Origin of the sequence: Haloarcula laminariae, from assembly GCF_025457605.1 — an archaeon.
In the GTDB taxonomy this organism is placed as follows: Archaea; Halobacteriota; Halobacteria; order Halobacteriales; family Haloarculaceae; genus Haloarcula; species Haloarcula laminariae.
The window spans coordinates 45,383-71,561 of sequence record NZ_JAMZFY010000005.1; the positions used below are offsets into that span (position 1 = coordinate 45,383).

The 26,179-nt window shown below is 60.3% G+C and carries 26 protein-coding genes; 17 read left to right on the forward strand and 9 right to left on the reverse strand.

What is annotated here, in order from left to right; translation table 11 throughout:
- Positions 1 to 22: 22 nt before the first annotated feature.
- The gene (locus tag NJQ98_RS18730; protein WP_262181595.1) at positions 23 to 2,125 is read right to left on the reverse strand and encodes a PD-(D/E)XK nuclease family protein; all 2,103 of its coding nucleotides are present in this window, start codon (positions 2,123 to 2,125) and stop codon (positions 23 to 25) included.
- 466 nt (positions 2,126 to 2,591) lie between these two features.
- Between NJQ98_RS18730 and NJQ98_RS18735 the strand changes: the two genes are divergently transcribed.
- The 5 genes from NJQ98_RS18735 to NJQ98_RS18750 all read left to right on the forward strand — a co-directional run bounded on the left by NJQ98_RS18735 (position 2,592) and on the right by NJQ98_RS18750 (position 5,876).
- Positions 2,592 to 3,365, forward strand: coding sequence for a hypothetical protein (locus NJQ98_RS18735; RefSeq protein WP_262181598.1), 774 nt, complete (start codon positions 2,592 to 2,594; stop codon positions 3,363 to 3,365).
- 625 nt (positions 3,366 to 3,990) lie between these two features.
- On the forward strand, positions 3,991 to 4,350 hold the full coding sequence (locus tag NJQ98_RS18740; RefSeq protein WP_262181600.1) for a hypothetical protein: 360 nt from the start codon (positions 3,991 to 3,993) through the stop codon (positions 4,348 to 4,350).
- A 66-nt stretch (positions 4,351 to 4,416) separates the two neighbouring features.
- Positions 4,417 to 4,524, forward strand: coding sequence for a pentapeptide repeat-containing protein (locus NJQ98_RS19180; RefSeq protein WP_431357509.1), 108 nt, complete (start codon positions 4,417 to 4,419; stop codon positions 4,522 to 4,524).
- A gap of 591 nt (positions 4,525 to 5,115) precedes the next feature.
- Complete coding sequence (locus NJQ98_RS18745; RefSeq protein ID WP_262181684.1) at positions 5,116 to 5,370, forward strand: hypothetical protein; 255 nt, start codon at positions 5,116 to 5,118, stop codon at positions 5,368 to 5,370.
- Positions 5,367 to 5,876, forward strand: coding sequence for a PIN domain-containing protein (locus NJQ98_RS18750; RefSeq protein WP_489146086.1), 510 nt, complete (start codon positions 5,367 to 5,369; stop codon positions 5,874 to 5,876). Before NJQ98_RS18745 ends, NJQ98_RS18750 begins: the two co-directional genes overlap by 4 nt.
- A gap of 39 nt (positions 5,877 to 5,915) precedes the next feature.
- On the opposite strand, the gene NJQ98_RS18755 is transcribed toward NJQ98_RS18750, so the two are convergent.
- The 3 genes from NJQ98_RS18755 to NJQ98_RS18765 all read right to left on the reverse strand — a co-directional run bounded on the left by NJQ98_RS18755 (position 5,916) and on the right by NJQ98_RS18765 (position 8,191).
- Complete coding sequence (locus NJQ98_RS18755) at positions 5,916 to 7,220, reverse strand: tyrosine-type recombinase/integrase (RefSeq protein WP_262181605.1); 1,305 nt, start codon at positions 7,218 to 7,220, stop codon at positions 5,916 to 5,918.
- 402 nt (positions 7,221 to 7,622) lie between these two features.
- Entirely contained in the window at positions 7,623 to 7,850 is a 228-nt protein-coding gene (locus NJQ98_RS18760) for a hypothetical protein (protein WP_262181609.1), read from the reverse strand.
- A 149-nt stretch (positions 7,851 to 7,999) separates the two neighbouring features.
- Positions 8,000 to 8,191, reverse strand: a complete 192-nt coding sequence (locus NJQ98_RS18765) for a hypothetical protein (protein WP_262181612.1) — start codon at positions 8,189 to 8,191, stop codon at positions 8,000 to 8,002.
- 163 nt (positions 8,192 to 8,354) lie between these two features.
- Between NJQ98_RS18765 and NJQ98_RS18770 the strand changes: the two genes are divergently transcribed.
- Positions 8,355 to 8,555: a hypothetical protein gene (locus tag NJQ98_RS18770; protein WP_262181615.1), complete on the forward strand. Its 201-nt coding sequence runs from the start codon at positions 8,355 to 8,357 to the stop codon at positions 8,553 to 8,555.
- Between the two features lie 725 nt (positions 8,556 to 9,280).
- Here NJQ98_RS18770 and NJQ98_RS18775 read toward each other — a convergent pair.
- Entirely contained in the window at positions 9,281 to 9,679 is a 399-nt protein-coding gene (locus NJQ98_RS18775) for a DUF7970 domain-containing protein (RefSeq protein WP_262181617.1), read from the reverse strand.
- Positions 9,676 to 10,515 carry a ParA family protein gene (locus NJQ98_RS18780; protein WP_262181619.1) on the reverse strand — a complete coding sequence of 280 codons (840 nt, stop codon included), beginning with the start codon at positions 10,513 to 10,515 and terminating at the stop codon, positions 9,676 to 9,678. Before NJQ98_RS18780 ends, NJQ98_RS18775 begins: the two co-directional genes overlap by 4 nt.
- A gap of 204 nt (positions 10,516 to 10,719) precedes the next feature.
- On the opposite strand from NJQ98_RS18780, the gene NJQ98_RS18785 reads away from it, so the two are divergent.
- Positions 10,720 to 10,995 carry a hypothetical protein gene (locus tag NJQ98_RS18785; RefSeq protein ID WP_262181622.1) on the forward strand — a complete coding sequence of 92 codons (276 nt, stop codon included), beginning with the start codon at positions 10,720 to 10,722 and terminating at the stop codon, positions 10,993 to 10,995.
- Between the two features lie 690 nt (positions 10,996 to 11,685).
- On the opposite strand, the gene NJQ98_RS19125 is transcribed toward NJQ98_RS18785, so the two are convergent.
- The 3 genes from NJQ98_RS19125 to NJQ98_RS18800 are packed head-to-tail and all read right to left on the reverse strand — an operon-like array spanning position 11,686 to position 14,649.
- A complete protein-coding gene (locus NJQ98_RS19125) occupies positions 11,686 to 12,744 on the reverse strand; it encodes an NAD(P)-dependent oxidoreductase (protein WP_262181624.1) in 1,059 nt (352 codons plus the stop codon).
- Positions 12,741 to 13,553, reverse strand: coding sequence for a sugar phosphate isomerase/epimerase family protein (locus NJQ98_RS18795; protein ID WP_262181626.1), 813 nt, complete (start codon positions 13,551 to 13,553; stop codon positions 12,741 to 12,743). Before NJQ98_RS18795 ends, NJQ98_RS19125 begins: the two co-directional genes overlap by 4 nt.
- 1 nt (position 13,554) lies before the next feature.
- Positions 13,555 to 14,649 carry a TrmB family transcriptional regulator gene (locus tag NJQ98_RS18800; protein ID WP_262181628.1) on the reverse strand — a complete coding sequence of 365 codons (1,095 nt, stop codon included), beginning with the start codon at positions 14,647 to 14,649 and terminating at the stop codon, positions 13,555 to 13,557.
- A 549-nt stretch (positions 14,650 to 15,198) separates the two neighbouring features.
- Between NJQ98_RS18800 and NJQ98_RS18805 the strand changes: the two genes are divergently transcribed.
- Genes NJQ98_RS18805 through NJQ98_RS18850 form a run of 10 tightly spaced genes read left to right on the forward strand, consistent with a single transcriptional unit; the run spans position 15,199 to position 25,776 of the window.
- Complete coding sequence (locus NJQ98_RS18805; protein WP_262181631.1) at positions 15,199 to 16,518, forward strand: ABC transporter substrate-binding protein; 1,320 nt, start codon at positions 15,199 to 15,201, stop codon at positions 16,516 to 16,518.
- A gap of 23 nt (positions 16,519 to 16,541) precedes the next feature.
- Entirely contained in the window at positions 16,542 to 17,432 is an 891-nt protein-coding gene (locus NJQ98_RS18810) for a carbohydrate ABC transporter permease (RefSeq protein WP_262181635.1), read from the forward strand.
- 4 nt (positions 17,433 to 17,436) lie between these two features.
- Positions 17,437 to 18,348: a carbohydrate ABC transporter permease gene (locus NJQ98_RS18815; protein WP_262181637.1), complete on the forward strand. Its 912-nt coding sequence runs from the start codon at positions 17,437 to 17,439 to the stop codon at positions 18,346 to 18,348.
- Position 18,349: 1 nt separating this feature from the next.
- Complete coding sequence (locus NJQ98_RS18820; protein WP_262181638.1) at positions 18,350 to 19,468, forward strand: ABC transporter ATP-binding protein; 1,119 nt, start codon at positions 18,350 to 18,352, stop codon at positions 19,466 to 19,468.
- Positions 19,465 to 21,573, forward strand: a complete 2,109-nt coding sequence (locus NJQ98_RS18825) for an MGH1-like glycoside hydrolase domain-containing protein (RefSeq protein WP_262181640.1) — start codon at positions 19,465 to 19,467, stop codon at positions 21,571 to 21,573. Before NJQ98_RS18820 ends, NJQ98_RS18825 begins: the two co-directional genes overlap by 4 nt.
- Positions 21,566 to 22,729, forward strand: a complete 1,164-nt coding sequence (locus NJQ98_RS18830) for an ABC transporter ATP-binding protein (protein WP_262181644.1) — start codon at positions 21,566 to 21,568, stop codon at positions 22,727 to 22,729. The genes NJQ98_RS18825 and NJQ98_RS18830 overlap by 8 nt, the downstream gene beginning before the upstream one ends.
- A gap of 18 nt (positions 22,730 to 22,747) precedes the next feature.
- Positions 22,748 to 24,109, forward strand: coding sequence for a glucoamylase (locus tag NJQ98_RS18835; protein WP_262181646.1), 1,362 nt, complete (start codon positions 22,748 to 22,750; stop codon positions 24,107 to 24,109).
- Positions 24,109 to 24,372 (forward strand): sugar phosphate isomerase/epimerase, encoded by a 264-nt coding sequence (locus NJQ98_RS18840; RefSeq protein WP_262181649.1) that lies wholly within the window; start codon positions 24,109 to 24,111, stop codon positions 24,370 to 24,372. Before NJQ98_RS18835 ends, NJQ98_RS18840 begins: the two co-directional genes overlap by 1 nt.
- The gene (locus NJQ98_RS18845; RefSeq protein ID WP_262181651.1) at positions 24,363 to 24,947 is read left to right on the forward strand and encodes a sugar phosphate isomerase/epimerase family protein; all 585 of its coding nucleotides are present in this window, start codon (positions 24,363 to 24,365) and stop codon (positions 24,945 to 24,947) included. The genes NJQ98_RS18840 and NJQ98_RS18845 overlap by 10 nt, the downstream gene beginning before the upstream one ends.
- Before the next feature lie 49 nt (positions 24,948 to 24,996).
- Positions 24,997 to 25,776 carry an SDR family NAD(P)-dependent oxidoreductase gene (locus tag NJQ98_RS18850; RefSeq protein WP_262181653.1) on the forward strand — a complete coding sequence of 260 codons (780 nt, stop codon included), beginning with the start codon at positions 24,997 to 24,999 and terminating at the stop codon, positions 25,774 to 25,776.
- The last annotated feature ends 403 nt before the right edge of the window (positions 25,777 to 26,179 follow it).

A 26,179-nucleotide genomic window follows, 5' to 3' on the forward strand; every position in this document is an offset into this window, starting at 1 on the left:
TCCCTGGCCTTTCGTACGGCTCTCACTGTAGATCACCATCATTAGACGCCGTTTCGGCCGGTGTGCTGGACAGCGGTGCGGGTATCTCATCCGATTCACTGCAGAGTTGGCGTCGAGTATTGTCTTCTACTTGTGTCGGATTTAGTGTCTCCAGTAGGGGCGACCGCTGGTAGCTCACGCCTTCGACATCTTCGCGGAATCGAGTTACGACGAGCTGGTCCGACGCTGTCCGAACGACGTCGGCGAAGTGATCGTACTCCCTGGCTTCGGTCCAGGCTCCACGTACCCCGAGTTGACGTGCCGGCGGCGAATCTCCGTCAACGGCCGCCGCTCGGAACTCGGCCGGAAACGCTCCATGGGTTCGTTGTGGCCACACCCCATCGACGAGTCCGAGTGCGATAACGTATGGATATGACCGTAGCCAGGTATCCGTCGCATCGAGCACGTCGACTCGCTCGGCATTTTTGTGTTCTCGTCGTCCAGGCCGTGCCGTCGCGAGGGCATCAAGAACGTCTCGTACTGAGCCCCACGAGCGGCTGATGTATCCCTGGTTGACCCAATTGCCGTATTTCGCACGCGTTTCCCGAATCAGATGGTCCCCCTCTGTTTCGCCCGCCACACGCTCAACCGCTCGGGCTGTTCGTGAGACATCGGTGTAATCGGGGTCATCATTCTCGACGAGGGATGGAAGGACATTTTGGTCAAACGCGTCGACAAGTGGGGTCAACACTTCGGTGATAGCTTCTGGTTCAGGACGCGTCGGTTGGTTGCGACACCAGTTCAGGAATGCGACTAACTGCTGGATTTGTGTATCCACATCGCCGCCCACGTCCCCAATATGTTCCAACCACGATTCGACCGATCTCGCCTCGCCATCGTCTAGCTGTCGCCGCAGGGCACTCAGCTCCGCAGCGGACATCGGTGTGTTGATCGATCCCCGCTGTGGCGTCCAGTGGAGGGCCAGTGGGCGGAGCAGTTGCTCGATATCGACCATGCCGTTGTGTAGTGTGTCCAGTATTTCACACGAGGCGACGACGAGTTGGTACGGAAGCGTGCGTTTCAGCTCTAGCTGTGACCACACCGAGAGATGGCGGCCGTACACAGCCATCGCTCGTGATAGCGGCCGTTTGTACTCATCAGCGTCGCGGGCGACGAGTGCGATGTCGCTGACTTCGTGGCCGTTTTTGAGGAGTCCATCAACCAGTGCAGCGGCTGCACGGCATTCCTCGTGTCGCGTTGTGGCAGGGATTTCAGTGACGGGACACGTCGGCGTTTGGATGTCCCACTGGCTGTTCGATAGCGATGATGGGTCCCGATTGGTGGACTCCCCTATCCTGCTGTCGAGTCTGTAGCGGATTCTGGGACCGGTCCCGGCTCGGAGATATAGCGCTACCTCTAGGTCAGCTGTGACCGACAGCGAATGGAGGAACTCCAATAACGGTGTCCCGAGAGTACTGATTCCCGCGACCGCGATGCGTTCGATGTGTTCGTACGCTTCTACCCATGCTGCTCCATCCGTTGCTTCGACTACCCGAGTTGCTCTTTCGAAAAGCGCACTCTCGGACACGACGCCGGTAGTGTTCTCTCTCAATTGCATATCGAGCCTCTGGAGCCCTGATAGGAGTGCAGATGTGTCGGCCGCCCCGACAGCTGACAGGCCGTCGGCGACGTTCCGGACTGCGGTCAGGCGGTCCGTATCGGAACCAGCCATGAGTCGTAGTTCCTGGCGTGCAACCTCAATTTGCTCTATCGATGCGGTGAGGTCAGTACCGAATACCGGTTTCAGTTCGTCATAGCTGTCCGGGTTGTCGGCCAATATCGTTTCCAGTCTCTGGATCCGGTTGAGCCGGTCCAACATGTCTGGCGGACTCCCGGACTGTGTCGCGATGACTTTTTGCGCTACATCGGCGGGCGTCCGAAGTGCCAGTGACGAGCGTGGTTGACTCCTGCGCGCGAATGCCCGTTTTAGATTTCGCCTGTGGAGTTGCTCTGGCGTCATCACGATATCCGTCGGTCGTTCGGCTCGTCCGGCCCGAGAATAGAGGCCCCGCTCGTCGGCGATATAGATCTGGTCAATCTGTGGGGTTTTTGATGGTGCGTTCTTGCTAGCTGTGTCCTCAATCACGTCTCTCTGAGTCCTTTCTCAGTCAGGGGATAAATGGCACTGCCACAGAGTGAAAGTTAAATAATGGAAAGAAGCGGCTCTGTTGAAACACTCAGCAGATGACAAATTCTGACCCCGTTGTGGTCAATACAGGCGACACGCTTACGCTGGTCAGCGACTGTTTATCAGAAGCCAATTAGAAATGCCGCACATGACTTAGAGGATGAATCGGTTACTCAGTGTGTTTGCAAATCAGTCAGCGATTGTTTGTTTGAACACTGGTGCCGAGTCAGTAGCTTGGTCAGGGTCACAAACACGAATGGCTCCAGTATTATTTAAGAAGACTGTCCGCTGGCAACTGAAAGCTGAAGGAATATATCTGCTAGTGAGGTGTCACCGGAATTTGCAAACAAGCAATCTATCGCGTCCAATGTGATTAACTGAAAATGGAGGGGGATTTTTATGCCGAAAAGACATCCTGCTATGCGTGTCGCTTGAGAACTTAGCCATCGAAAAGCAAAAAGAACTGTTAGATCTATGGGAGAATGAATTAGATGAAGCATTCCCCTATGGAATACAAATCTCGTCCAGTCCAATAATTGATGATCCAAAGATTATAATTCTTGGACGAAATCCTGGGATTGGAAAGAAAGAATTGGAAAAGGGCCCACCACATTCATCAATGTTAGAGTTACAAGATGAGAATTCTACATTCGGATTTCCAAAACATCATGACTATATTGTGGGTGGTAGCTCCTATCGAATCGCCAAAAGGATGCGAAATATAGTATTTAAAGAGAATCCAGAATTGCTGAGTGAGACCATAGAGATGAATAGGGACTTCCTTCGAACACCCAATAAAAGTGCTCTCCAAGCATGGAAAGAACAGAGTGCAGACGACAACCCAGATATTCTTGAGCAATACAACTCAATCATCAAAAAAACCGTTCAAGATCTTGTCAGTCAGGGTAATCCTAATCTTATTATTTCGTTTACTGGATATAGCGATAATGAGATGTATCCGATGGAGGAAATGAGGAAAATCTACGATTTCGAGCCAGTATTGGAATCACAGTACCGGGTTAAAAAGAGAAACAGGGATAAAAACGGTCAAATTAGAAAAACTGAGTATCGCGCGACGTATGCGGATTTAGGTGAAACCAAATTCATTGGACTCACCCCCCATCTATCCAATCCAAACATCCCAAAACCTGTTCAAAAAATGCTAATAAAATTCATTTCTGACAAAATGCCTAGCTAGTGGGACTTTAACAGTGCTTTGATAGATTTGTACTACTGGCTGTTTATCGGTCGTATCTTCTAGTTCAGTATTGAACCGGGGGCGAGTTTTCTCCGCCAACATTGAAACAGAGTAACTTCCACAGTACGAATTGTTTCAAAGCTGTGAACCTCCTTTCAATTTAGAACGGAAATCCGGTGTGTAGCCGGCGGTCTCGCCGGTTTATGCGACAGAGGCATAACCCCAGTCTTTGGACAGTGAGGGTAAAACACCCTTACCCATATTTTGCTAAACCAGTAATATTATTAGTGCGTCTTCGTCTGGTAGATATCCCGATGTCTCAAAAACTCCGAGACGCCGTTGTCATCGGTCCCGATGCAGAAAGCCAACTGGTTGAGAAAGATTCCGGTCAGCGAGAAATCCGCTGCCGAAGTGAGGCAAGCCGGGCACTTGTTGTCCGAAACCGTCGACAAGTGCTTGAACTCATTCAAGCGCTGGCTCGTTTCGCTAACGAACTCGAGTAGATCCAGTCAATAATTCAGGCGTTGAATTTGCTACTCCATCTACGGCCGCCAGTGTTCTCCCTCCCCCATAATCTGCTAAACCAGTACTGTTATTATCGAGTCTCAACCCGGTCAATATCCCGATGCCCCAAGAAAACGCTTCCCGCCGTCGCTACGAATGGGCCATCTGCTACCCCGAATCCGACTATAAGCAGGGAATTGAGGTCACCGGCACCACCAGTACTGAACCGCTCGCCGATCTGTTTGCACGATGGGCAAAGGGACACGGTGACCTTGCTGAGTGGACAGATGCCAGCCGGTTTGGCACCCTCGTCGCCCAGTATAGCACGCTATCCGCTCCGATCATTGCGGTTTGGCTGGGGCTCGACGCGGATGCCTTGGAGCTCGATAAGCAGCTTATGCCCCCCGATGGGGACCTGTCTTGGGACTTCAGTTCACCGTATGGCCAATCGATGCAGCTCATGCTGACAATCAACACATAACGTTCGCCAATTATCCACGTTCCACACGATGAACTCACGACGGATGATATCGTAGCTGGTGCGGACCTGAAAAATGCCAACCTCGCCGAAGCTACACTCTGTGGGGCCAATCTCTCGGGCGCTGTCCTTAATCAGGCTAATATTGAGTCCGCCAACCTGCGTGGGCCAAGCTGACCGGGGTCTCACTGGTCGAAACAGACTGCACAGGAGCAGCGTCAGGTTCGGCTGGTACCAATCAGTCGATACAGGGAATGTACAAACTGTTTAAGCCAAAGATGAACGATTACTCCGTATTCCGTTCCAGTTCGGCCATAGTGCCGGCTGTGTATCCGACAAATCCAGCACCGAGTACGAGGAATCCGAGTCCGAGCCGGAGTTTGGTCGGAATCGGCAGTGTCGGACCGACACCGACAGCCGCAGCAAGGGTGTAAAGTCCCGCACCAAGAGCGGTCCATCGTCCACTTTTCCAACTATTACTAGTCTTGTAAGAGGGGTACTGGACCATTCGAAGTGTCATAAGGAGACCGCTTCCCAATAACAGTCCTGTAACTGCCGCCAGTCGAAAATGGCCCACGAACCAATAGAGTCCACCGGTGACGACCAGTGTAACGAGGATTCCAACGAGCCTGTAATGAGAACCGTCCATCACATTCTCTGTAAGTCATCTATCCGTTTAAAATTAAGAAGGTTAGAAGAATCCATTTGCATACTTACTGAGCGGCTGTTTCATTCGACAACCTCCAATTTCGCGCTCGCCATCGGTTAATCAATCGGACAGACGCCCTTGCGGATGTACTTGGGGAAGATTGGACGGATATTCTGCTGACAGCACTCCGTGAGTATCTGCAGGAGGCGACCCACAACGATGCACTCGTCCAAGAAATCGCTGCTGCCTATTACGACGACGAAGTGACCTTTGACCAGGTCAAATCACTCGTCGGTGCAGAAGAAGCGGCCAATCTTCGCGTCCTTAAACAGCAACTGGATGAGGGACACATTGAGGACCTTGCTGAGCTATAGATGGCGTCCTCATTGCAGATACGTCGGCCCTCATGAGTCTCGGTGTTGTCGGGAGAGCCTTTACTGATCCATTAACCGTCTGTTTAGACACCTACGAAGTATTACTTCCAGAGATTGTCGTCGACGAACTCGAAGATATCGCATCATACGATGATGCACATGGCTGTGGTGCGCAGGCTGTGCTCGACCAGGCTGGTGGATTTTCCGTCCAGTCAGTGTCGCTCGATGCTACCTTCCCGCTTGATGATGGGGAGAACGCCGCTGTCACGCTCGCGAACGATATTGACGCTGCAATGTTGTTGTGTGACGAATTCAACCAGTTGGGCCTGATTCACGCCTCATTGGCAAACACACGACTGGTTACCACACCGACATTGCTCTCAGTCTTCGTACGGAACGGACAGCTTGATACTGATGTTGCGATGTCGTCCCTCGATGCAATTTCCGAGGCTCGGAGTTGGGATTCAAACCAGTACGTCGACCATGCTCGTTCGCTCGCTACTTGAAGAGTAATGTCGTAGCAGTGTCTACACTGTCTCGACAATCTATGCATCTGAGTCGGTGAACGCTCTGGAAAGCTTCTCTCGCATGAACTCCCGACGGAGCTCTCGCTTTCGCTCTTGTGTGAGATAATCCTCAAATGCGATTTTCGCGCTTGCAGACCCCTGTTCGGCAGCTATATCTTGCACGTGAGTGAGGAGTTCCTGCGTCGTCTGTGAGTAGGCGTCGTACCAGAAGCGTCGGCCCATGTGGGGCTTGCGTTCGACGCCGTCGATCTCCTCGGGGACGCCCGCGTTGTCGGCGAGATCGTGAAACCAGGTGGCGATAGTACTGGGGTAGACATGGCCAGTTTGGGACTGCTTCGAGGGGAACAGGTAACCGTCGACACGGTCGCAGTGGCGTTGTGCCACGTCGGCGCCGTACACGATACTGACCGTCCCCGGGCCGTTCTTTCGTTCCTCGAACTCCACTGACGGGCTCTCCCCATCGAGTACCAGCTGGTCCTCGTGGAGCGCAGCGACCTCTCCAGCTCGGAGGCCCCAGCCAGCGAGGGCGATCAGGAGCATTTTGTCTCGGCTGCGGACAGCCGTGTCGAACATCGCCCGGACGTGCTCTGGCAAAAGTGCTACCGGGTCTGTATCTGAGGATTGTTGCCAGCCGAACCAGTCCTCAGCGCCGTTAGTCGGATTGACAGTGGCGACACGCCGCTCGACGAGCCAGGTGTACCAGTTGCGAATCGCGTCGTGCACCCTGGCGATTGTCGCGTCAGCGAACTGTTCGCCCATATAGGCGAATGTCTCCCGGCACCGGTCGACAGCTTCAGTCTCCGTGATGTCGGTATCAGCGTCGACAGGACTAAGCAGGTCATCAGTCCCGTGGCGCTCCCGATATGAACGTGCGTAGCGGGCAAGCCGGTAGCGAATAGTTTCGCGAGTGCTCTCAGTCCAGTCGTTGGCGGCCTCGTGCTTGGCGTCGAGATATGTTTCGAGGGATTCTCTGGTTTCGTCGTGTTCGATACCCCAGTCGTACTGGGTTTGTTGCTCACCATAGCCGAGCGTCTCCTGCCAGAAGTCGGAGAAGGTTGTCTCATGGTAGGTCGAGAGGGCGTAGGTCAGTCCCCGGAAGCCATTGGTTGAGAGCCATTCGTAGCTTGGGCGGTCTGTTGTTGGGTCCCTGTCCTCGCTTCGCAGCGCAGGCGCCACGACGGCGTCGTAGGCGTCGGCCAGCTGGGCCTCGTTGAGCAGACTCCAGGGGACGTCGTCGGCTGTTTCCCATGGTTTCGTCCGCTCTAAGCCAGGGGAAGACTGGCCCGACTCCGTCTCTGAATCTGAGTCAGCCGATTTGGGCATGCTCAGTATATTAGTCCAATTCGTGATAGTTTTGTCGGGACAGCAGACGTGTACCAGACTGACAGTTCTACGGTCCAGTCACAAATATTGTTGTATATTGTATAGTGCTATACAAAATCTGTTCCCTTGCGCTGCGAATGCCGGTCAAAACGTTCACGGATATCAACACTCCCACGGCCTGAAATGTCGATTTCACTTGAAAATCCCCGGGAGATACCACCAGCTATCTGAGATACCGGCGCAGAATCGAGGAAAACACCGAGAAAACGCGCTGTTGCCTGTTGATGTGGCTCAAGAAGGGCTGACCCGGAAGGGTACTACAGGAGTGAGTCCAGCTCCTTACCAAGCCACTTCAGAAACCGTGAGAGTGAGGTTCTTCATTCGGACATCTAGCTTCGGAACCTAATCACCGGAAAGGATAGCAAGTTCCCGTGTTCGATGAATATCCGCGAGATTGTGTCGGAGCAGTACTTCCCACTCACCGTTCTGGAAAGCGTTTAGAGCTTCCTGGCTGTCCGAGAACGGATCGCACGTTTCTGCCCCGATTAACTGGTCGTATACGCCGACGAGATCGCGTGTTTCATTCGTGTTGAACCGGTCAATGACTTCAAGCATGCCTGCGTATGCCATATCCGGAAACGGCCACGGAGCCCCGTGAGTGACGCAAGAGGTACGAAGAAACAGTAAATCGAACTCGCCCTTCTAGGTTTCGCCGTGATATGCGGTTAGGTAGTGAGCATCAGTGTTAATCTGCTTGTTGCTCACCTCTGCTAGTGCGGTCAAGAGCTCGTATTCGTCCTCACAAACTCTGAGATCGACTCGACCTGCAGAGTGGTTGGTGAGTCACGCCTCCAGTTCATCTGTAAGAGTACTTCACCTAACTCGAAGGCAAGCCCAGCAACGGTGATGACCGAACCAGGTTCTAATCCACTCGTTTCGATGTCGAACGCTGTGGGGGCAAGGTCTCCCATGAGCAATCGGAGAGCATCCGGGGAAAAGAGGTTGAGCGGGGTGTTTCCGAAAATCTGACTCTGTGCTATCATCAACAACAGAGATACACCTACTCGGTTTGAGGACCCTTCCTATTGAGGGAGTCGCCGTATGTACTAACTCTCTGGAATGCGAAGCCACCGTATGAGCGAGATCGGCTATAACGTGCTCGCTATTTTCGGTGGGCTAATTTTGGTTGCATACAGCGTGGTTGGCACTGTAGGCGGTGAGCAGGCTGGCTTGTACCAGTCAGTTCTGTTGTCGATCGGGCTTGTTGTCATGGTGACGCTGGCGTTTCATCTCGGCATGCTGTGGGAACGGAATGATGGAACGTTCCCTGGTTGACCGGAATATTACGTAACGGCGTGATAGCGCTGGCCTTTCGTTTCCCTCACTCCGAAGTAACCCGATTGTTCGAGCTTCGCCATGTAATTCCGCATCGTTCGCTGCGTCTTCGGACTCTCCACGCGAGCACGGTATTTTTCGTAGAACTCACCTCCACCGATTCCGTCGTTCAAATCGGGTAACTCATCGGCCCACCCGTCATTATTCGCATACCAGTCATCACCGTGCGTTTCCGCAACCGCTTCAACTCCGATGAAAGAAGCCACTGCTGATGCAACCTGGTCGTCTTCGGCAGCTGCCCAATACCGTTCTTTATGCCGAACGAGGCCCGCTGCCTCAAGTCGGTTTAATCCCGGGTCGATACTCCCACGTGGAATCCCTGTCTCCTCTCCAAATTCTGCTGGTGTGTATCCTACACTCGGTATCTCCAGCAGGAACTCCAGTAACCTCCGTGCGTTAGTCCCTTCTGCCAGGTCAACGCGAGGGGTCCCGGGTCGTGCGTTTCGAAATCGACAGGCATGTACGAGAATTGTACGTGTACTGTATTAGACATAAGGGAGAATAGAGATACGGCTGGTAGCTTTTCATCTCAGATAATCCGTGAACGTTTCGTGTCGTTCGCAACTACGGGGTTCCAGGTTGAACTCTTGTAGCGCCACCACCAGCCACACTCAGACAGAAAGACCTCGTTCAGAATTACCGCTCCCAAATGTCCGTATTGCAGGTTAGGACCAGCCGTACCCCCACTCGTCAAGTTTCTCCCTGATGAGTTCCGGATTCTCTTCCGCAATCGCCATTGCAGCTTCTGTAACGTCTGTCTTGTAGACATTCTCACCGAACTCAGTCTCCATCTGTGCTACTAGGTCGTCGATGCCGTCTTCGATATGGTCTCGGAGAAAAACCGGGCGCTGGTTTCGGCCGTCCTTGACACCACTACGGGAGTGGATATATGGTAGTGATCGGTTTTGAGACGACCCAGTAGACTCTGTAGAGAGTGTGGAATCAGTCGATGAGAGTCCTGCATCAGTGTCAGTACTATCTGTCTGGTCTTCAGTTGCGGTTTCCTCAGGCTCGTCGTCAGGCTCTTCATCGGCGAACGGATCGTCAGCGGAGCCTTGTTTCATGCTTCCACCGCCTTCTGCTCCCGAATCTTACTTGCTAACTCATCGAACTTCTCGAGGGTTTCCATCTCGTGCTCGCGCTCGCGGTCCCGATGTTCCTCGATATAGCGGTATGCAGTACATTGTTCCGCCCAACAGCCTTCAAGCAACGATGAACGTTCACGGAACCGAATCGAGCTTTCCCACCCGTCTTCAGCCAATTGCTTGAGGAATCGGTCCTGGTCGTTCATCCCCTTGTACCGGTTTGGGACGACCGACAAGACGCCGACCTCAATTCCTAGCGAGTCTTCAAGCCCACTGACGAGCTGGTCGAGCCCCTGGACGGATTCGTACCCTTTCCCGCTGGGTTCGAACGGAATCACCAGATGCCGGGTCGCGTGAATCGCGTTGTGGAGTTTGATGTCGGCACTGGCCGGTGGGTCGATAATCAATGTATCGTAGGTTTCGTGGACGCCTGCTTCGCGAAGCACCCGGAGCAGCTGCTTGTTGGGATTCCACGACTCACCGAAGTCAGCAGCTTCCTCTTCGCGCCGGCGGAGATGTTTGGACGCATACTCGAGGATGTTGTGCGCTGGAACGACATCGATTCCCTCGCTCGTCTTGATGAGGTCAGCAAAATCACCTCGTGGCCGGTCAATCATATGCCGGAGGAGGCTATCCGCCTGGTCATTGTTGCGGTCCTCGGCTACGTCGAGAAGGTGTGACATCGAGGCTTCCTGCGTATCAAGATCGACCGCCAGGACCTTCCGACCCGCTCGTACCTCCGCCTTCGCGAGGTTTGTCGCGAGCGTGGTCTTTCCAACGCCCCCTGCTTCCGAGTAGACTGTGTAGGCCAGCATACTCATGTAGTTGGGCTCATTAGCTATAAAGCTCAGTCAGACAGTATAGCTATATAGCTTAGCTAAGCCAGCCAGCTAAGTTGTATAGCTAGCTTTACTAGCTTATCCATTTGACTATACAGCGGACAAGGTAGAACGGTTTACTGACGAGTTGAGGAAGAGACCGCTCACGATATCTGGGTTGACGAGGAGCTTGGTGACGACTTGGGCAGGTTCTTCGCTGAGACCCCGCTCGAGTTCCAGGGCGAGGAGTTCGATACAGAGGTAGATTTCAACTTGTCCGAATCTGATGTGTCGGTCCTGTATGCGGAGATTACTATTGACCTGAGTAACGAGGAACGGGAAGCGATTCTGGAAGAGGAGGCAGACTGTCTTGAGCCGGGAGATGACCACGCGTTGTACGAGTACTACCCGGACGAATCTGAGGTTGATGAGGCTATCGACGAGTTGCGTGAGGTTCATTCGGAGATCTTCGGCTGAGTTAGCGGGGTACTTAAATACGGGTGCGTCAAATCGAAAGATAGCGGCAGAATCAGGTTGGATCGAATCTATACCCATTTCTCGTTCTAATGTCTTGATATGTCTGAGTCAAGGCGCTCCCGAACCCTGCCAAACGCAGCTAGAGACGTACCGCGAAATCCAAGAGTTGGACGGTGCTCCGCTTCTTGTGGTTCACCTTCACAAGGCGAAATTCGAGCAGCGGAAAGCACTAGAAGAGTACCGCAGTGGCGAACCAGTCTCTGGCTTCCTTCCTAGTGAGGTGTACAACCGGTCGAAAAAATGGTGAGGGTCCGAGGGGAGAACACCGAACGAATCTCGGTGGAAGATGCATGGAAATCGGTGGCCGAAGGTGAGACCTGGGTTGGCTCTCTACCGGTGCAGATGCACAGGAAACAACAGGGCGTCTATCTCAGAGGGTTCCCTTACTTGATCGGATTCAAAGACGGTGGGCCGCGAGTTGTGTTAAACAAGATCTTGTCGAACGACTTGGGGAATATGGACCGTTTCTACGCAAACGAGTGGGCACGTCCCTGGGTCATCGCAGAGATATTGGATGCATTGCCTCCCGATTTAAAGAAGTACTACCGGCGGAAACAAATCAATAGGGGGGGAGGGCGGTGGACGCAGACGGGTTTTCGTGAGGGCGAAGCGCACCGGGCGGCAGGATGGTTACCGATCATCTGCCTCGTCGGTTCGCGGAGTCGAACGAGCGCTATCGGAGGCCCGGAAGTGAGCGTCGAGGCGCTCGGCCCACGACTCGTTGGCGTCGCGCGTGCGACCGGCGATGTGGGGCGTGTGGACGACGTTGTGCCGGTCGAGCAGCGAATCGTCGAGCGGCAGCGGCTCCTTGTCCCAGACGTCGGCCGCAAGTGCGATCTCGTCGGCGAGGACGCGCTCGCGGATCGCGTCCATGTCAACTACGCCCGCGCGAGTGATTAAGACCACGACACATCCCTCCGGCAGCGCGCGGACGTGCTCGGCCGTTATCAGCCCCTCAGTGGCGTCGGTCAGGGGGACCGTCGGCGCAAACACCTCGGCGTCCGCGACGAGGGCGTCCAGCGACCGAACGCGGTCAGCGCCCGACCGGTGGAAGCAGGGCTCGTCGGCGTAGGGGTCGTAGGCCGCGACGTCCGCGTTCAGCGAGGCAACGGCGTCGGCGTAAGTGCTCCCGATGTTGCCAACGCCCACCACTCTGACGCGGGTGCCGGCGACGGTGCCGTTGGTAAACGTCGGATCGTCAGCGAACTGGTGACCGTTCGCGCCCGGAACATCGTTGTCGAGCTGCTCGAGGTCCCAGGGTTCATGACTGTCGACCATCCTGGCGTGCTTCTGGGGGATCTGCCGGAGGGCGTCGATCGTTAGGCCGAGGCCGAATTCGGCGACCGACTGCGCCCAGAACCCCTCGTCGGTGTGGTCGTGGACGGCGACGCCGCGCTCCGCGAGGTGCTCGTGTGCGTCGGCGTCGACCGCGTACATCGAATCGGTCATCACGATCGCCGACTCCAGGGCAGATAGTCGCTCGGCGTCCTCCTCGGTGACGGGCACGCCCAGCGCCGCCAGTTCATTGACCTCGCCCGGCTCGTCCAGAACATCGGTGAGCCGACTTGGCGTCTCGTCGAGGCATCGAAGTTCGACGGGGCCGCGCTCGGCCCACAGTTCTCGGAGGTGATCGGCAGCGAGCGGCCAGACGTCCTCGAATAGCGGGCCGGTGACGATCGTCCGGGTCACTTCCCGTCACCTCCGTCATCGAAGAGAAACCGCATAGTGTCGAGCATATCGACCGGCATCTGCTTTGGGAACGACGGGTAAACGGGCACCTCGGCGGTGAGCCAGCCGTCGTAGCCAATCGTGTCGACGGCGTCGAGCACGCGCTCCCAGTTGACATCGCCCTGGGGCGGGTACGCTACCCGATGGGCGTCGGTCAGCCAGTCTTTGACGTGTATCTTCGCGATGCGGCCATCGAGCACGTGCAGCCACCGGCTCGGCAGTCCCGAGCGGAGCGCGTTCCCGATGTCGAAGTACGCCCCGACGGGGCCGGCGTCCTCGACGTCGTCGAGAAACGTCGCGAACTCGGCGGGCGAGGGCAGGAAGTTGTTCTGGACGTTCTCGATAGCCACACCGACGTCGCAGTCGGCCGCGTAGCCGGCGAGTTCGCGGACCGACTGGACGGCGCGCTCGTAGTCGGCGTCGTATGCCGCGCCGTCCTCGATGACGGCGGGGACGATGAGGATGTCCTCGGCGCCGAGCGCCGCAGCGGCGTCGACCATGTCGCGGCTGATCTCCAAGCCGATCTCCCGCAGTTCATCGTCCACGCTCGAAAGCGGGTACTCCCAATGACTGATCGTCGAGATAGCGGGCACCTGTAGATCGTAGGCCTCGACCGCCTCGACCGCAGCTTGGCGCCCCGTCTCGGTCGTCAGCGGGCCGTCGCGCTCGACATTCGGCTCGATGCCGTCGTAGCCCGCCGCTGCGAGGAGCGAACACGTTTCCTCGAACTCGTCTGCGGGAAAGCCGGCCTGGTTGAGTCCGTAGCGCATCTCAGTTCGCCACCTCCGACCAGCCTTCGGGCTGATCGAGCACGATTCGAGTCGCCTCGATGTCCTCTAACGTCGCGCCGCGGCCGCCGACGCCGTATTCCCGCCCGTCGGCTTCAAGCACGATAGTCGCCTGCCCGGCAAGCTGGGTCAGCGTCAGGGAGCCGTCGTCGTTCGGCGGCGCCGCCGAAATGATCTCGGTGATCTCACCGGAGAAGGTGACGTTCTCGCCCGTCTGGATATCGAATCCGTGGACGGTGGCCGGAATCGTCGTCCCGTCGTTGACAATTGGCGCGATGTCCTGGACGCACTCGCGGACGTCGACGTACTCCAGCTTGGTGCCCTCCGCGACCGAGTCGTAGACGTGTGGCCAGGTACCCCAGAGCGCACCCTGAAAGTACCAGTGGAACACGTACGTCAGAGTAAGGTCGTCGATGATGATGCCGTACTGGTCGGTCGGGTGGGACTGCGAGGAGAAGAACGTGTGCGAGCGATCGACCAGCGCGGTAAAGGGCGCCGGGAGCGTCCGGTGTCGGACCTCGGTTGCGGCGTCCGCGAACGCCATGTCGTTGACGACGTGGGGGTCCTCCAACCTCGTCGCTACGCAGAGTTTGACGAACACGCCGCGGTCGACGGCGTCTTCAAGCGCCGGGCGGACGGCCTCGAACTGCGAGGGCGAGACCGCGATCTGGATTCGGTTGGTTGCGTCCTCGGCGGCGGCCCGGAACTGCTCGACGACGGAGTCGAACCGTTTGACGATCGAAATCTTGTGGCCACTGATCTCGGGGCGTTCCCAGCGATCCTCGATTGCCTCCGCGGTCGACGCAAGCCTGTTCGCGCGCTGCTGGAGATCCGACATCATCTCCGAGGGATCGCGCGGGCGGACCGACAGCGAGGAATCCTGTTCGAACGTCTCAACGTAGTCGTCGCGTTCGAGGTCCTCGAGGACATCGTAGATTCGGGACTTCGGGATGCCCGTCTGCTCGGCGACCTTGACGGCGGGCACCGTGCCCCGCTCCAGCACCGCGAGGTACGCGTCGGCCTCGTATTGGGAAAGCCCGGCTTCCCGTAACCCGTCGTGGAGGTCGTCTTCGTCCATTATCCCACCTCTTGGACGCACACCAATTTGGATGCCGTGCCGGTCGCGGTCGGAGATGGGGGGCGAGTTAAATTCACTGTAGTAAACAATCGCTAGCAAATACTTATATATTTTTATTAGATGGCCACTGTACGCCGGCGTCTCGGAACTCCTCCTCTGTCACAATCGGATACACGCACGACCAGCCGGCCACCGTCTGGACGGTCCAATCGACGACGCCGAATGAGGCGCCGACGGGCAACGACATGACGGAGACAGCCGAGAGCAACGGGCACCGATGGGGGGCCCGGACGGCACCGCCGAGATTGCGCTCAACGCGACAGCCGAGGCGGACCGGTCTGCTGTGCTGTTCGCCCGATATCGATCATTGAACCGCAGTCCGTGAGGCCCGGAGAACTTCAGGGGGCGACCGTAGTCGCGACTATCACCAAGCAGCGCTCGAAGTCGAGTATGACAGACTGTCGAGAGGACAAATCGAGTAGTTACTCCAGTAAACAAAAGGTCGCAAAGATTTAAGTAGTTAGTTCTTAGTTATTGGGATGGCTTATCATGACAGATCCGACTGCCGGGCGCGAACGGCGAACAGTGCTGAAAGGAATCGGCGCAGCGATGCTCGCTGGCGGACTCACGGGTTGCATGGGCGGGGGCGGCGACAGCGACAACGGGGCAACGACGTACTGGACGACACAGGTCGAGCAGGACCGTCAGGAAGTTATCCAGAGCTTGATCAACGGGTTCGAGGAGGACGCCGACGGGACGATCGACATGGTCCCCGTCGAGGAGGGTGACCTGCCGACGCAGATCTCCTCGGCGACCGCGTCTGGAACGCTCCCTACCTTCGGTGAGTGGGGGCTCGACCCCATGCAGAATCTGGGGAGCGAGGATCTGCTCTCGACGGAGTCCGCCGAGGCAGTCGTCGACAGCATCGGGCGCGACGACTTCGCCGACGGGGCGATGTCGCTGGCGACCTCCTCGGAGGGCAACCTGCTCGCGGTGCCGGCCCACGGCTGGGTGCAGGGGTTCTGGTACCGCCAGAGCGCGTTCGACGAGGCGGGACTGGACGCCCCAACGACGTGGGAGTCGATCCGCGAAGCTGCGGAAACGCTCCACGACCCTGACAACGACCAGTACGGTATCGTCGTCGGCTCAGACGAGACGCCGTTCGCGCGCCAGTGTTTCACGCCGTACGCGCGCTCGAACGGCGCACGGGTGTTCAACGCAGACGGGGAAATCGTATTCGACAGCGACGCGATGGTCGAGGCCCTCGACTTCTACGGCTCGCTGGCCCAGTACAGTCCGCCGGGGACTGACACGTTCGATACGGCCAACAACACGTATCTCAACGAGCAGTGCCACATGATCATGTACTCGTCGTACATCATGGGCGACATCTCGAGCAAGACCGACGGGATGGCGAATAACACGTCGTTCGCACCCTACATCGAGCGCGACCGGCGCAGTTCGTTCGGTCAGCTCCTGCTGTTCAACATTCTCGACACGGCCTCGGACGCGAACCGCGAGACCGCCGAGTCGTACGTCGAGCACGTCCTCACTGGCGACCAGTACATCGAGTTCCTGCACATGGCGCCCGGCGGAATGAACCCCGTGCTCCAGTCGACGGCCGAGAGCGAGGCCTACCGCGACAACGAGGTCCTCCAGGAATGGGGCCAGGACACGCTGAGCGACATCTCCGGGGCGTTCGACAACATCGAGCGATTCGGCTACGTCAATGGCCAGATGATTCCGACGTTTGGGGAGATCACGAGCCGGTCGCTCGTCTCGCAGGCAGTGAGGCGCGTCTCCGAGGGCGAGGACGCCCGGACGGTCGCCGACGACGTCGCAAGCCAGATGCGCGACGTGATCAACTGAGTTCATCGTCATTATTTCCCACTATGGTCTCACTCACCCGGGGCGGCGATCGGACGATCGAGGAGAAGGAGGCGCTGCTGGGGTACGCGCTGATAGCGCCTGCACTGTTGCTGATCGCTACAGTAATCCTCTATCCGGTGCTGTACAACGTCTACCTGAGTTTTACCGTCGTGCCCCTGCGGCCGGACGAGGCGCCCCAGTGGATCGGGCTGGAACACTACTACAACCTGTTTGGCAGCAGCGCGTTCTGGTCGGCGCTTCGAACAACAATCGTGTTCACGTTCTTCAGCACGACGCTCGCGACGCTGGGTGGCCTCGGGACGGCGCTGCTGTTCAACCGCTCGTTCCGCGGGCGCCGATACATCCGTGGAATGGTGTTGTTGCCCTACGTCGCGCCGCTGATCTCGGTAGCGTTCGTTTGGCGATTCATGCTCGACCCGCTGTACGGCATCTTTCCGTATGTCGGGAGCGACGTTCTCGGGCTGTACGCTGGCAACATCGACATCCTGAGCAACGGCGACACCGCGGTCTGGTCGGTGATCTTCATCGACGCATGGCGTTACTTCCCGTTCGCGTTCCTGATGCTAATCGCGCGCGTGCAGGCAATCCCCGGCGACATGTACGAGGCCGCGAAGATCGATGGCGCCTCGAAGCTCGCGCAGTTCAAGGACATCACGCTGCCGGAGCTGAAGTACATCTTGGCGACGGTGTTCCTGCTGCGGTGGATATGGAACTTCAACAAGTTCGCGGATATCTGGCTGCTGACCCGTCGGGTCGAGACGTTGCCGATCTACGCGTACCAGGTCGCGTTCGCAAACTACCAGCACGGCCAAGCGGCCGCGATCTCGATGGTGCTGTTCCTGGCGCTGATCGTGTTCGTCCTCGCGTACGTCGCCTGGGCACTGGACTGGTGATACGATGAGTACGAAACAATCCACATACCGACACGTCGTCGACTCGTTCAAGACCGCGCTTGGGCTCGGCAAGAACACTCTCGAAACCTCGCTCGCCGAACGCGTCGTGTTCTACGTCGCGCTGGGGCTGACGCTGCTGATCACGCTGTTCCCGTTCTACTACATGGCGCTGGCGAGTCTACTGCCCGAGTCGAGCCTGTACTCGCTGCCGCCGACACTGCTTCCCCAGGACCTGACGCTCGAGCACTATCGGACCGTGTTCAGTCCGGAGACGTTCCCGTTCCTGACGTACTTCAAGAACAGTTTCGTCATCGCGACGACGACGGCGGGCGCATCGGTGCTCGTCGCCACGTTCGGCGCCTACAGCTTCGCCCGACTGGACTACCGTGGGCGCGGAGTTATCTCGCGGGGCGTCCTGATGGTGTACATGTTCTCGGGCATCCTGCTGGTCGTGCCGATGTTCCAGGTAATCGTCTGGCTCGGCTTCGTCGACTCGCTAGCGAGCCTGTTCGTAACCTACCTTGTCCAGACCCTGCCCGTCTCGCTGTACATGCTTGGCAACTACTTCCGGTCGATTCCGGAGGAAATCGAAGAGGCGGCGATCATGGACGGCTACTCACGGCTGGAAGTAATCTTCAAGATCACGCTACCGCTGTCGGCGCCCGCGATCGTGGCCGTGTTCTTCTTCACGTTCATGATCGCGTGGAACGAGTACCTGTTTGCCAGCATCTTCCTCCAGTCCCAGAGCGTGTTCACACTGCCGATCGGCATCGAGGCGCTGTCTTCGAGCTTCCGACAGGTCTGGGGCCAGATCATGGCGGCGTCGCTGCTGACCAGCGTGCCGCTGATCGTGATGTTCACCTACCTGGAGAAGTTCATGGTCGAGGGGCTGACCTTCGGGGCGGTGGAGGGGTAACATGGCGACGGAACCCACCTCTACCGCCGACTCCGTCGCGAACGCTGCCGATCTGAGTTCCGACGAGAACTCGGAGATCCGGCTCCGGGGCGTCACGAAGCGGTTCGACGACCTCGTCGCGGTCGACGACCTGGATCTGACGATCCAGAACGGCGAGTTGCTCGTCCTGCTTGGCCCCTCGGGCTGTGGCAAATCGACGACGCTCCGGATGATCGCCGGCCTCGAAGTGCCCTCCGAGGGTAGTATCGAGATCGGCGGCGAGGAGATTACGGAGGCGCTGCCCCAGAAGCGGGACCTCTCGATGGTGTTCCAGAGTTACGCGCTGTACCCCCACAAGACCGTCCGGGGGAATCTATCCTTCCCGCTCGGGAAGATGGATATCGACGACGACGAGGCGGACGAGCGGATTCGCCGCACCGCCGAACTGCTGGAGATCGACGACCTGCTGGACAACAAGCCCGGCCAGCTCTCTGGCGGCCAGCGCCAGCGTGTCGCGCTCGGGCGGACCATCGTCCGTGAGCCGAAGGCGTTCCTGATGGACGAGCCGCTGTCGAACCTCGACGCCAAGCTCCGTGTCCAGACCCGCTCGGAGGTGCGCAGCCTCCAGCAAAACCTCGGCACGACGACAGTCTACGTGACCCACGACCAGGAAGAGGCGATGAGCCTAGCCGACCGGGTCGCCGTGATGAACGACGGCCAGCTCCAGCAGGTCGGGACGCCGAAAGAAGTCTACGAGAACCCGGTCAACGAGTTCGTCGCCGGGTTCCTCGGCGAGCCGTCGATGAACTTCCTCGATGCCGACCGCCTCAGGGGAACCGATACGTCCGACGACTCGTTCGCGGAAACCGCGACCGTCGGGGTCCGACCAGAAGACGTCGCCGTCGCCGAGGAAGCCGCCGGACGAGCCGACGGCGGGCGGACCTATGAACTCGACGGTGAGGTGCTTGTCGTCAAGCCGCTGGGCAACGCCTACGAGGTCGAGGTCGACTGCGGCGATGTCCGGGTCACCGCACGCCTGCGCGACCGGCCCGGCGCCATCAGTCCCGGGTCGACCGTGATGCTCCGACTGCCCGCCAACTCCGTCCACCGGTTCGACGTCGACGGCGAGGTGATCAGATGATCCCGGACGGCTGCGCACTGGCGGTCCGAAACGGGGTCGTCTTCGTGGTCGGGGAGCGTGGCGACATCCGCTCCGATTGCGCCGAAACCGGCGTGTTCGCGAACGATACGCAGTACCTCAGCGAGTTCGAGGTGTCCGTAACCGATCGCGATGTGCCCGAGAGCGGCTGGGACCGGCTCGATCGGCGGGCCGGCCCGGACGGCGTGACGACCGTGTTGGTCGGCGCCGCGCCGGGCGAGGGACGGGGCGCCGCCCGACGGTTCCTGCTGAAGAAAGACATCACGGTCGACGGCGACGTGGTGACCGTCGAGACGACTCTCCGGAACCACACGCCTGCGGAGCGCGTCGTCGACATCGAACTGACCGCGGCGTCGGATTTCCGACACGTCTTCGAGTGTCCGGGCTTCTTCGCGGCGCGTGAGTCGGTCGATCGCGACGTGACCGCGTCCGACCGCGAGAGCGGCGCGGAGCTGTCCGGAACGTCGCCCGACGGGACGACGCGGGGCGCGGCGATACAGTTGCAGGGCGGCCAAACGGTGTCCGTCGAAACCGGCGCTGACGCCTCGAGGGCAACCGTCGAACGGACGCTGGAGGTCTCGGCCGGCGAGGAGGTCTCGGTTGTCGCGACGGCGCGTCTCCGGCCGACGCGCGGCCGACTCAATCTCTCGTTTGACCCGTCGGTGTCGATGGCGTCCCACCCTGGGCTGTTCGACGCCGCCGCCGACACCCTGCGGGCGCTCTTGCTGCCGGAGGGCGTCCCGGCGGCTGGCGCACCCCGGTTCGTCGCGCCGTTCGGGCGGGACGCGCTGCTGGTCGGGTTCCAAACGCTACCGTTCGCGCCTGGTCTGACCCGAAGCGTCCTGACCTACTTCGCCGGGCGACAGGCCTCGTCGACCGACCCGGAGACACTCGCCGAACCAGGCAAGATCCCCCACGAGGAGCGACGGGGCGACCTGCCGGCGCTCGGCCGGTCGATCCGGTCGCCGTACTACGGGACGGTCGACGCGACGCCGCTGTTCGCCGCGCTCGTCGCCGCCTACGGAGAATGGGCCGGCGAGGACGCGATCACCGACGAACTGTACGACGCCGCCCTCGGGGCCGTCGAGTGGACGATCGCGGCTGGCGACGAGGACGGTATCGTCCGGTATGAGCCCCACGACCACGAGTACGGGCTCGTCCATCACGGGTGGAAAGACAGCGACCAGTCGATTGCGCGGCCCGACGGAACGGCCGCGACGCCGCCGATCGCGCTCACGGAAGTACAGGGGTACGCCTACCGCGCGCTTCGTGGCGTCGCCGACCTCGCGGCGAGCCGGGGGGACGGCGAGCTCGCGGAGCGGCTGACCGAGCGCGCAGAGCGCCTCCAAGAGGCGTTCGACCGGAAGTTCTGGCTGCCCGACGAGGGGAGCTACGCGCTCGCGCTCGACGCCGACGGCGTGGTCGGCGCCGTCGCCTCGAACCAGGGCCATGTGCTCTGGAGCGAGATCGTCCCGCCGGAGCGCGCCGACGAGGTAATCGACGGGCTGTTGGCGCCGGAGCTGCTGACCGACGCCGGACTCAGAACGTACTCGGCGGCTCACGAGGCGTTTGACCCGCTGTCGTACCACCGCGGTAGCGTCTGGCCCCACGACACCAGTATCGCTGCAATGGGCTGTGCGCGCTACGGACGCGACGACGCCGCCGCGGCGCTCGCCGAGCGGGGGCTGGACACGCTGGCGACCGGCGCGACCGGCGACGCCGATCGCTGGGGATTCCCGGAACTCCTGGTCGGCCTCGACGACCCCGACGTGGACGCTGGGCGGGCGCTCCATCCCGACGCTTGCGAGCCGGCCGCCTGGAGCGCCGGCAGCGCGTTCGGCTTCGTCCGTGCCGCGCTCGGTTTGGACGTCAAGTCGGGGACGCCGGTCGCTGAGCCCGCGACAGACTTCGGCGCCGGAACCGGACCGGACCCCAGCACAGTGGCGGAAGCAACGATACACTGCCGCGGTCGGCGCTATGCCGTTCGACACAGCAGCGATTCGACGGTCGTGACGCCGACGTGCGGGGCGTCGGCGACGAGGGACAGCCCCGACCACGACCACCTGGAGGTGACTACCGATGGCTGAACTCACACTCAACGACGTTACGAAAATCTACGACGACGCCGAAGGAACCGAGACCGCCGTCGACGAAGCGTCCGTGACCGTCGAGGACGGCGAGTTCCTCGTCCTGGTCGGGCCCTCGGGCTGCGGGAAGTCGACGACGCTCCGGATGATCGCCGGCCTGGAGACGGTGACCGACGGGACGATCGAGATCGGCGACCGCGAAGTCCAGCACCTCGCGCCGAGCGAGCGCGACGTGGCGATGGTGTTTCAGAGCTACGCACTGTACAAGCGCATGACCGCCCGCCAGAACATGGGCTACGGGCTAAAGCACTCGACCGATATGTCGAGCGACGATCGCGACCAGCGGGTGCGCGAGGGCGCGGAGCTGCTAGGCATCGAGGAACTGCTCGACGACAAGCCCGAGGCGATGAGCGGCGGGCAGAAACAGCGCGTCGCGCTCGGCCGTGCGATCGTCCGCGACCCGGACGTATTCTTACTCGACGAGCCGCTGTCGAACCTCGACGCCAAGCTGCGCTCGCACATGCGCACGGAGATCCAGCGCATTCAGTCGGAGCTCGGCGTCACCGCGGTGTACGTCACCCACGACCAGACCGAGGCGATGACGATGGCCGACCGAATCGCCATCATGGACGACGGCGTCATCCAGCAGGTCGACCCGCCGGAAGTCGCTTACGACCACCCGAACAACGAGTTCGTCGGGGCGTTCCTCGGCAGTCCGTCGATGAACGTCTTCGACGCCGTCGCCCGCGAAGACGCCGACGGGTACGCCGTCAACGTCGACGGCACGACGCTCGGCATAATCCCCCGAGAAGCCGTCGAGGACGACCTCGCCGGCGAGCCGGTCCGCTTCGGCGTCCGCCCCGAAGACCTCCACCTCGACGAAGCGCCGGACGACGCGACTGACGTCCGCCGGTTCCCCGCGACCGTCACGGTCACAGAGTATCAGGGGAACGATAACTTCGTCTACCTCGATGTCGGCGATCGATCGCTGACTGCCCGCGTCCCGCCGGGCGTCTACCCCGATTCCGGCGACGAGGTGACAGTCAGCGTCGCCGCGAAGGACGTCTACCTGTTCGATCCCGAGACCACGGCGTCGATCAAGACGCGCGGCGTCGGCGGTGAGCGCACCGACACGCAACCGATCACTCGCGGCTAACCCCCGCTCTCCCTACCGATGACACATTCGCAGCAGACGGCGACAGACAGTATCGTCCCCCAGCACGTCGACGCGTCGATTGACGACCCGACGTTCCACCTCGACGTGCTGGACGAGTTGAGTTACGACGCCGAGGTCGACGGCGCGGTCCCGCTTGCCAGCGACCCCGACAACCGATATCCCTACGTCTATCCGAGAGACGTCGCCTCAATCACGCGTGCCTGGCTGACGGCGCTGCGTCACGGCGTCCGGCCGGACGCCTCCTTGGATCGCGTCGTCGACGCGGCCCGCTTTATGATCGCCGTCGAGGACGACGGCTGGTGGTTCCAGCGATACGGGCTCAACGGCAGTGACCAGTCGATCTACCGACAGGAGGATAACCTCGCCCACGGCATCAGGATCATCTCGCACGCGGTGCTCGCGCTCGACGCAGCCGACGCCCTCGAATCGGCGGATGAGGCATTCCTGGCGAACGCGGTCGACTGCATCGACGCCGCGGTAGCAGTCACTCGGTCCGAGCTGTACGACGCCAACGCCCACCTGATAGAGAGCACTACGAGCATCCATGAGGGCGCCATCGAGTCCGGCTACACGCTGTGGGTAAACTGCGCATTCCTCGCTGCGTTGCAGCAGGCGGCCGATGCGCTCGACCGGCTCGAAGTAGCGGGGCGATCCGCGGATATCGGGCGAGTCGGCGACGCCGCCGAGCGGGTCGGCAAGCTTCGCTCCCTGCTGGAACCGGGCGTAAAGCGATGCTTCGCCGTCGACGGGACGCCCGTTCCGCGCCGGCACACCCCCGACGGCGAGCGCGACGACCGCCCGGACATCACGCTGCTTGCGCCCGCCTACTTCGGACTAGAGGGCGTGTTCGGCGAGCACGCCATGCGCGCCGCCGAGCGGGCGGCAGCGAGCCTGGAGGACCCACGGTTAGGCGGTCTCCAGCGGTTCCGTGGTTTTCACCGTGACCACGACGTACACCAGCACGGCGGCAACGGCCCATGGATGCAGTACACCGCCTGGCACGCGCAGTTTCGCTTCGACCGCGGCGAGCACGAGCGGGGCGACGAGGTGCTCTCGACGATCACCGGCCACGCCGACGCGGCGGGTCACATCCCCGAACACCTCTCCACGCGCGAGCGCTTCGAGCAGTTCATCGAACAGGAGTGGGATACGGGCGCTGACTTCGAGAAGGAGTTCGACGACGATGTGCTTCGGGACGTGCCGTTCGACCGCATCGTGGAGGAACTGAGTCACATGCGCACGACGTACGACGAGATGGCGGCCGCTCTCGAGGAGCGAGACGTCATCTCCTTCGCGGCGCCGCTGGCGTGGTGTCACGCAGAGTTCCTGACGGCGCTGCTCAAGCGCGAGGCACAGTGATGGCGGGCCGCACCTTCGAATGCGTCGCGTTCAACACGACCGCCTACTCGTATCTCCCCCACTGGCGGCCAGCCTACTCGATCGAGGAAACCGTCGAGCGCATCGCCGGGTACGGGTACGACGCCGTTGAGCTCGCCGCCTGTCGCCCCCACGCGCTGCCCGAGGCGACATCCGAAAGGGAGCATACCGAGCTCGTACAGACGGTCGAGGATGCCGGGATGACGGTGGCGAGCGTCTGCTCGCACTTCCGCCGTTGGGGCTGAACCTAGGGGCACCGGACGACGCCGAGCGCGCCGCCGCGCGGTCGTATCTCGGTGGTGTGGCGGAACTGGCTGCCGCGGTCGACGCGTCGTACTTCCACGTCGTGCCGGGCTGGTCGGTCGGCGGCCAGTCCGCCAGCGACGCGCGCGAGCATGCCGTGGCAGAGATCGACCGGGCGCTGGCCGAGGCAGAGTACGGTGACGCCAACCCGCTGATCGAGCCGCTTCGCTTCCGCGAGTGCGACATCGCGCACACGGCCGACCAGGCGTTGTCGATCGTCGACGAGCTGTCGGCCGATGCCGGCGTGTTGCTCGACACGTTCCAGATGGCCGACGACGCAACGAACCCCGTCGACGCGTTCGACACCGTCGGCGACGAGCTCCGCATGGTCCACCTGGCCGACACCGACCGCCGCCCGCCCGGCGACGGCGGGGTCCCCTGGGAGCTCGTATTCGACGCGCTCGACGACATCGGGTTCGAAGGCCCGGTGAGCGTCGAGGTCTGGGGCGACAACCCCGACGAGCTCACCCGGGCCAGCGCAGCCGGGCTGCGCGAGCTGGACGTCACGGCAGAGTGACCGACAACTGCATCGACTACCGAACGAGCCGACACACGACTCCATAACCATGAGATTGGAAGACAGGACTGCGATCGTGACGGGTGCCAGTTCGGGGATTGGCCGTGGCGTCGCCGACCGACTGGCCGAGGACGGAGCGAACGTCGTCGTCGCCGATGTCCGGCGCAAGCCAAAGCGGACCGATCACTACGACCGCGACGACGGCCGACCGACCGACGAGCGGCTACGAGCGGAATACGGCGCCGAGGCTCGGTACGTCGAGACGGACGTCTCCACGGAGGACGATGTCGCGGCGCTGGTCGAGGCGACGATCGAAGAGTTCGGCGGGCTCGACGTGCTGGTCAACAACGCGGGGGTCCAGGTGCTCGAGGCGACCGCGGAGATGACCCGCGAGCAGTGGCAGCGCGTGATCGACGTGAACCTGACGGGGACATTCCTAGCGTCGAAGCACGCCATCCCGCACCTGATCGAGTCGAACCAAGGCCGGATCGTCAACGTCAGCAGCGTCAACGCCTATCTCGGCGGCGCCGGCGAGCCCTACTCGGCCTCGAAGGCCGGCATCGTGAACCTCACGCGGGATCTCGCACTCGAACTCGCAGAGGACGAGGTGACGGTCAACACGGTGCTGCCGGGCGTGATCCGGACGCCGATGCAGAATCAGAACGACGAGGCGACCCGCCGCCGCCAGGCCGAAAAGACGCCGCTGCCTCACGTCGGCGAACCGAGCGACGTCGCCAACGCAGTGCGCTTTTTCGCGAGCGATGAGGCCGAGTGGATTACCGGCGCGGAGCTACTCGTCGACGGCGGCTACATGATCGGTGGGTACTAGCATGGACGCGCTAGAGATTGCCATCGAAAACCGGTCAGCATTCGCGTCGAGCAATACGTGGGGCGCCGTACTGGATGTCTCGCCGCCGGAATCGAGGCGCTCCATCTTCATGCAGTTGTCGACCATTCGCTATCGCTCGACAGCGGGGAGCTGACAGTACGAGCTGTCGACGCCGCCACCGCGACGTACGACCCAACGCCTACAAGCTGATTCTCGTCCTCGGCGGCGGGTCACTTCGAGCGACGCTCGAAGTGCTGCTGGGCGAGCACATCGACGACGGTGCCGTGGTAACGGACGATCCCGCCGAAACCGGCCGGGTCGAGGTGCTTCCAGTCGATTATCATGTAGCGAGCGCGGCGTCGAGAGCGCCGTCCGCGTCCCCAACCTGGCGAATCGCGCTGGG

Excerpts from the sequence above, each read along its gene's own strand:
- NJQ98_RS18740 (WP_262181600.1), top strand. The coding sequence starts at position 3,991 with ATGCCCCAAGAAAACGCTTCCCGCCGTCGCTACGAATGGGCCATCTGC.
- NJQ98_RS18755 (WP_262181605.1), bottom strand. The coding sequence starts at position 7,220 with ATGCCCAAATCGGCTGACTCAGATTCAGAGACGGAGTCGGGCCAGTCT.
- NJQ98_RS18760 (WP_262181609.1), bottom strand. The coding sequence starts at position 7,850 with ATGGCATACGCAGGCATGCTTGAAGTCATTGACCGGTTCAACACGAAT.
- NJQ98_RS18765 (WP_262181612.1), bottom strand. The coding sequence starts at position 8,191 with ATGGGAGACCTTGCCCCCACAGCGTTCGACATCGAAACGAGTGGATTA.
- NJQ98_RS18770 (WP_262181615.1), top strand. The coding sequence starts at position 8,355 with ATGAGCGAGATCGGCTATAACGTGCTCGCTATTTTCGGTGGGCTAATT.
- NJQ98_RS18775 (WP_262181617.1), bottom strand. The coding sequence starts at position 9,679 with ATGAAACAAGGCTCCGCTGACGATCCGTTCGCCGATGAAGAGCCTGAC.
- NJQ98_RS18780 (WP_262181619.1), bottom strand. The coding sequence starts at position 10,515 with ATGCTGGCCTACACAGTCTACTCGGAAGCAGGGGGCGTTGGAAAGACC.
- NJQ98_RS18795 (WP_262181626.1), bottom strand. The coding sequence starts at position 13,553 with ATGCGCTACGGACTCAACCAGGCCGGCTTTCCCGCAGACGAGTTCGAG.
- NJQ98_RS18800 (WP_262181628.1), bottom strand. The coding sequence starts at position 14,649 with ATGGACGAAGACGACCTCCACGACGGGTTACGGGAAGCCGGGCTTTCC.
- NJQ98_RS18805 (WP_262181631.1), top strand. The coding sequence starts at position 15,199 with ATGACAGATCCGACTGCCGGGCGCGAACGGCGAACAGTGCTGAAAGGA.
- NJQ98_RS18810 (WP_262181635.1), top strand. The coding sequence starts at position 16,542 with ATGGTCTCACTCACCCGGGGCGGCGATCGGACGATCGAGGAGAAGGAG.
- NJQ98_RS18815 (WP_262181637.1), top strand. The coding sequence starts at position 17,437 with ATGAGTACGAAACAATCCACATACCGACACGTCGTCGACTCGTTCAAG.
- NJQ98_RS18820 (WP_262181638.1), top strand. The coding sequence starts at position 18,350 with ATGGCGACGGAACCCACCTCTACCGCCGACTCCGTCGCGAACGCTGCC.
- NJQ98_RS18825 (WP_262181640.1), top strand. The coding sequence starts at position 19,465 with ATGATCCCGGACGGCTGCGCACTGGCGGTCCGAAACGGGGTCGTCTTC.
- NJQ98_RS18830 (WP_262181644.1), top strand. The coding sequence starts at position 21,566 with ATGGCTGAACTCACACTCAACGACGTTACGAAAATCTACGACGACGCC.
- NJQ98_RS18835 (WP_262181646.1), top strand. The coding sequence starts at position 22,748 with ATGACACATTCGCAGCAGACGGCGACAGACAGTATCGTCCCCCAGCAC.
- NJQ98_RS18840 (WP_262181649.1), top strand. The coding sequence starts at position 24,109 with ATGGCGGGCCGCACCTTCGAATGCGTCGCGTTCAACACGACCGCCTAC.
- NJQ98_RS18850 (WP_262181653.1), top strand. The coding sequence starts at position 24,997 with ATGAGATTGGAAGACAGGACTGCGATCGTGACGGGTGCCAGTTCGGGG.